This window comes from Streptomyces sp. NPDC059874 (assembly GCF_042731135.1).
Classification (GTDB): domain Bacteria; phylum Actinomycetota; class Actinomycetes; order Streptomycetales; family Streptomycetaceae; genus Streptomyces.
In genome coordinates this window covers 1-5,648 of record NZ_JBHWJY010000162.1, presented here as the reverse complement: position 1 = coordinate 5,648, position 5,648 = coordinate 1, and the positions used below count along the sequence as shown (strand labels likewise).

General features: G+C 68.3%; 4 protein-coding genes. All 4 read left to right on the top strand.

Translation table 11 applies throughout. From position 1 onward, the window contains the following. On the top strand, window positions 1-1,032 hold a 1,032-nt coding region (locus ACFV9H_RS41010), incomplete at its 5' end, for a vitamin B12 dependent-methionine synthase activation domain-containing protein (protein WP_385409042.1). A 114-nt stretch (window positions 1,033-1,146) separates the two neighbouring features. Next, window positions 1,147-1,848: an HAD family hydrolase gene (locus ACFV9H_RS41005; protein ID WP_385409040.1), complete on the top strand. Its 702-nt coding sequence runs from the start codon at window positions 1,147-1,149 to the stop codon at window positions 1,846-1,848. Window positions 1,849-2,339: 491 nt separating this feature from the next. Beyond that, window positions 2,340-3,944 (top strand): ABC transporter substrate-binding protein, encoded by a 1,605-nt coding sequence (locus ACFV9H_RS41000; RefSeq protein WP_385409038.1) that lies wholly within the window; start codon window positions 2,340-2,342, stop codon window positions 3,942-3,944. Between the two features lie 71 nt (window positions 3,945-4,015). Continuing rightward, window positions 4,016-5,596: an ABC transporter substrate-binding protein gene (locus ACFV9H_RS40995; RefSeq protein ID WP_385409036.1), complete on the top strand. Its 1,581-nt coding sequence runs from the start codon at window positions 4,016-4,018 to the stop codon at window positions 5,594-5,596. Window positions 5,597-5,648: the final 52 nt, after the last annotated feature.

Here is a 5,648-nt window from a genome sequence, read left to right as displayed (position 1 = left end):
ACCCGTGCCTACGTCGAGCAGGACCTCCACGAGATCTACGAGGGCGAAGTCCGCTACGCCCGCGACGCCTTCGAAGGCCTCCGCCTCATGGACGCCCTGATCGCGGTCAAGCGCGGAGTGCCCGGCGCGACCCTGCCCGAGCTCAAGCAGCGCCGCGTCGCCAAGCGGGACACCCCCGTCCTCCAGGTGGACGAGCCGGAGGAGCCCGGTGGCCGTTCCGACGTGGCCGTCGACAACCCCGTGCCCACCCCGCCGTTCTGGGGCACCCGCGTGGTCAAGGGCATCCCGCTCAAGGACTACGCCTCCTGGCTGGACGAAGGCGCCCTCTTCAAGGGCCAGTGGGGCCTCAAGCAGGCCCGCGCGGGCGGAGCCACGTACGAGGAGCTCGTCGAGAGCGAGGGCCGTCCGCGCCTGCGCGGCCTCCTGGACAAGCTGCACACCGAGAACCTGCTCGAAGCGGCCGTCGTCTACGGCTACTTCCCCTGCGTGTCCAAGGGCGAGGACCTGATCATCCTGGACGAGGAGGGCAACGAGCGGACCCGCTTCACCTTCCCCCGCCAGCGCCGCGGCCGCCGCCTCTGCCTCGCCGACTTCTTCCGCCCGGAGGAGTCGGGGGAGACCGACGTCGTCGGCCTCCAGGTCGTCACCGTCGGCTCGAAGATCGGCGAGGCCACGGCCAAGCTGTTCGAGTCCGACTCCTACCGCGAGTACCTGGAGCTGCACGGCCTGTCCGTCCAGCTCGCCGAGGCCATGGCCGAGTACTGGCACGCCCGCGTCCGCGCCGAGCTCGGCTTCGGCGGCGAGGACCCGGCCAAGGTCGAGGACATGTTCGACCTCAAGTACCGCGGCGCCCGCTTCTCGCTCGGCTACGGCGCCTGCCCCGACCTGGAGGACCGTGCGAAGATCGCCGATCTCCTTCAGCCGGAGCGGATCGGCGTCCACCTCTCGGAGGAGTTCCAGCTCCACCCCGAGCAGTCCACGGACGCGATCGTGATTCATCACCCCGAAGCGAAGTATTTCAACGCACGCTGACACCGACCGGCGTACACTGGTCGGTCCCATACAGGCCGGTCACCTGTTCCCGAGGGGGGTACCCCGCGGGGCCGAGGTGACCGGCCTTGTCGTCCCCGGAGAGAGGCGTTACGCATGACCAGCACCGTTCCCGCCCCCGTCGCCCGTACGGCGGACGGGCATGCCCTGCAGGCGGTGCTGCTCGACATGGACGGCACCCTCGTCGACACCGAGGGCTTCTGGTGGGAGATCGAGGCGGAGATCTTCCACGAGCTCGGCCACCGGCTCGACGAGTCCTGGCGCGACGTGGTCGTCGGCGGGCCCATGAGCCGCAGCGCGACCTTCCTGATCGAGGCCACCGGCGCCGCCATCGGCCTGGCCGAGCTCAGTGTGCTCCTCAACGAGCGCTTCGAGGCCCGCATCGCCGACCGGGTCCCGCTCATGCCGGGCGCCGAGCGGCTGCTGAGCGAGCTGGCCCGGCACAACGTGCCCACCGCCCTCGTCTCCGCATCGCACCGCCGCGTCATCGACCAGGTCCTGCTCACCCTGGGCCGTGACCGCTTCACGATGACCGTGGCCGGGGACGAGGTCGCCCGTACCAAGCCGCACCCCGACCCGTACCTGCTCGCCGCGAGCACGCTGGGCGCGCACCCCTCCCGGTGCGCGGTCATCGAGGACACCGCCACCGGCGTCGCCGCCGCGGAGGCCGCCGGCTGCCGGGTCGTGGCCATCCCCTCCGTCGGCCGCATCGAGCCCGCCCCGGGCCGGACGATCGTGCGCTCGCTGGAGGACGTGGACCTGCCCTTCCTGCGCTCCCTCATCGCCCCGATGAACTGAGCGCACACGGCATCACACGCTCTGTTTCGAACGAAACAGCCGCAGGTCCGAGCTCCTGCGGAAGAATGTTCCGCCACATGCCCCGGAGGCTGAAATTCCATCCCTTCCGGGGCAGTTGTCCCAGGTGACCTTGGTCACCCGTCACAGCCCCGACGCACCTGTCCGAGGGCCTCAGCGCCTACCGCTCTGTCCGGATTGATCAGCTCCTGACCGAATCCGGACAGAGCGTCGCGTGAACAGCCGGTTCACTCCCGTCACGGTGCGATTACACCCCAAGTCCGGCCAGTTCCAGCCATCCCGTCCCGGACCACTAGTGTCATTGCGGGCACTGCGCCGCACCTCTGCCGCCCCGGACACACATCCCTGTGCCGGGACCGCGTGGACCGATCGTCACTACACCGGCCCGATCGTTCCGCCCCGAACGGGCGACCGCCGCGAAGTGCCCTCCACACCGCTTTGAGCAAGTGCCGGTAACAGGGAGTACTTCCAGCATGAACCGCAAGACCATGGTGCTGACGGCCGCGGCCGGACTGCTCACCCCCACGCTGGCCGCATGCGGCACCGCGACCGGCGGAGGAGCAGGATCCGGAGCGATCGTCGTCGGAACCACCGACCGGTTCGAGGCCGCCGAATACGCCCCCGCCCCGTTCGACCCGGCCTACGCCTACGACGCCGGCGCCTGGAACGTCCTGCGCCAGACCGTCCAGACGCTGATGCACACCCCGCGCGCCGGCGGCCAGCCCGTCCCCGAAGCGGCCTCCGACTGCCGCTTCACCGACAACGGCAACCAGAGCTACCGCTGCAACCTGCGCCCCGGCCTCAAGTTCGCCTCCGGCGACCCCGTCACGGCCAAGGACGTCAAGTTCTCCATCGAGCGCGTCCTCGCCATCAAGGACGAGAACGGCCCCTCCTCGCTGCTGGCCAACATCGACACCGTCGAGGCCAAGTCCGCCGACACCGTCGTCTTCCACCTGAAGACCCCGGACGCGACCTTCCCGCACAAGCTCTCCACCCCCGCCGCGGGCATCGTCAGCGAGAAGCACTACGACGCCAAGAAGCTCCGCGAGGGCTTCGCCGTGGACGGCTCCGGCCCGTACACGATGAAGGCCGAGGTCAAGAACAACCAACTCGTCCGCGCCGTCTTCAGCAAGAACCCCCACTACAAGGGCGACCTCAAGCTGCAGAACGACAAGGCCGAACTGCGCACCTACGCCGACTCCGCGGCCATGGGCAAGGCACTCGCCGACGGCAAGATCCACATGATCTCCCGCACCCTGTCGCCCACCCAGATCGCCGAGCTCTCCGCCAAGCCCCCCAAGGGCGTCAAGCTCGCCCCGCTGCCCGGCCTGGAGATCCGCTACCTCGGCTTCAACACCGACGCCCCGGTCGTCAAGGACAAGGCGGTACGCCAGGCCCTCGCCGCCGCCGTCGACCGCAACGCCCTCATCGACAAGGTCTACGGCAAGTCCGCCCAGCCCCTGTACTCGCTGGTCCCCACGACCGTGAACGGCCACGTCAACTCCTTCTTCAACAAGTACGGCGACGCCAACACCCTCAAGGCCGCCGCCCTGCTGAAGGACGCCGGGATCAAGACCCCGGTCAAGCTCACCCTGAACTACACCACCGACCACTACGGCGACGGCACCGCAGCCGAGTTCGAGGCCCTCAAGGCCCAGCTGAACTCCACTCAGCTCTTCGACATCACCGTCCAGGGCAGCGACTGGGCCGACTTCCGCCCCGCGCAGAAGAAGGGCGACCACGCCGCCTACGGACTCGGCTGGTTCCCCGACTACCCCGACGCCGACAACTTCCTCGCCCCGTTCCTGGAGCAGGACAACTTCCTGGGCACCCCGTACGCGAACGCCGCCGTACGCACCAAGCTCATCCCCGAATCCCGGCGCGCCGCCGACCGCAACGTCGCCGTCCCCGCGATCACGGAGATGCAGGACATCGTCGCCGAGGACGTACCCGTCCTGCCCCTGTGGCAGGGCAAGCAGTACGTCGCCGCACGCGACGGAATCACCGGAGTGGAGTGGTCGGTCAACGCCATCTCCGACCTCCAACTGTGGGAGCTCGGCCGCGGCGTAAGCGGCTGACGCACGCAAACAACCGGCAGCGGGTGTCGCGTGCCGGCCGACGAGACTGTTCGACTGAGAAGGACACATCCGTGAATCGACGTAACCAGTGGCTGGCGGCTCCGCTCGGCGCAGCCACCGCCGCCGCGCTGCTCAGCGGTTGCGGTTCGACCGATGGCTCCAACGCCGGCAGCGGCAAGGGCGTGGTCATGGGGATATCCGACAAGGTGAAGGCCACCGACCCGGCCTCCGGGTACGACCCGGGCTCCTGGGTGCTCTTCAACAACGTCTTCCAGTCGCTCCTCAGCTTCCCCAAGGGCGGCACCACGCCCGAGCCGGACGCCGCGGAGGTCTGCGGCTTCGAGGGCACCGACAGCAAGACCTACAAGTGCACCCTGCGCGGCGGCCTGAAGTTCAGCAACGGCCACAGCCTCACCGCGAAGGACGTCAAGTACTCCTTCGAGCGCACCCTGAAGATCAACGACGAGAACGGCCCCGCCGTCATGCTGGCCTCGATCGCCACGATCGACGCCCCCGACGACAAGACCGTCGTCTTCCACCTCAAGACCTCCGACGCGACCTTCCCCAGCAAGATCGCCTCCGGCGCGGGCTCCATCGTCGACCACGCCGAATACCCGGCCGACAAGCTCCGCACCGACGGCAAGGCCATCGGTTCCGGCGTCTACAAGCTCGACTCCATCAACGACAAGAGCGCGAGCTTCTCCGTCAACGAGTCCTACAACGGCAAGGCCAAGCCCAAGAACTCCGGCGTCACCATGAAGTTCTTCAACGAGGACCAGGCCGCCCTCAAGAAGGTCCTCGAAAGCGGAGACGTCGACTTCGCCTTCCGCGGCCTCGCCGCCAAGGACATCGCCGGCCTCGCCTCCAGCAGCGGAGAGCAGAAGGTCGAGGTCGTCCAGGGCACCGGGGCAGAGGTCCAGCACCTCGTCTTCAACATCAACGACCCAGTCGCCGGCAAGATCCACATCCGCAAGGCCATCGCCTACCTCGTCGACCGCGAAGCCCTGGTCAAGGAGGTCTACGCGGGCACCGCGACCCCCCTCTACTCGATCGTCCCGGCCGGCATCCCCTCCCACACCACGCCGTTCTTCGACCGCTACGGCGGCACCCCCCAGCTCGAGAAGGCCAAGGCCGTCCTGCGCGCCGCCAACGTCAAGGACAAGGTCAAGCTGACCCTGTACTCGACGCCCACGCGCTACGGCCCCTCCACGGACCAGGAACTGCAGCTCATCGCCAAGCAGCTGAACGACAGCGGCCTCTTCGAAGCCGACGTCAAGTCCGCCGAGTTCGACCAGTACGAGAAGGACATCCAGGCCGGCAAGTACGGCGTCTACGTGAAGGGCTGGGTACCCGACTACCCGGACGCCGACAACTTCACCCAGCCGTTCTTCGGCCCCGACAACGTCCTGGCCAACAACTACGACAACAAGGAGATCACCGGGACCATCATCCCGTCGACCTCCGCGAAGTCCGACCGCACCGCCGCCAACACGGACTACAACCGCCTCCAGGACATCGTCGCCGACGAAATCCCGATCCTCCCGCTCTGGCAGGGCAAGCAGTACGCGGTCACCCGGCCGAACGTCACCGGCCTCCAGTGGTCGCTCGACGCGTCGACCGTCTTCCGCTTCTGGGAGATCAGCAAGGGCTGAGCCCCCAGCCACGGGGCACAACGCACCACGCACCACGCGAACGGGCCGGCAG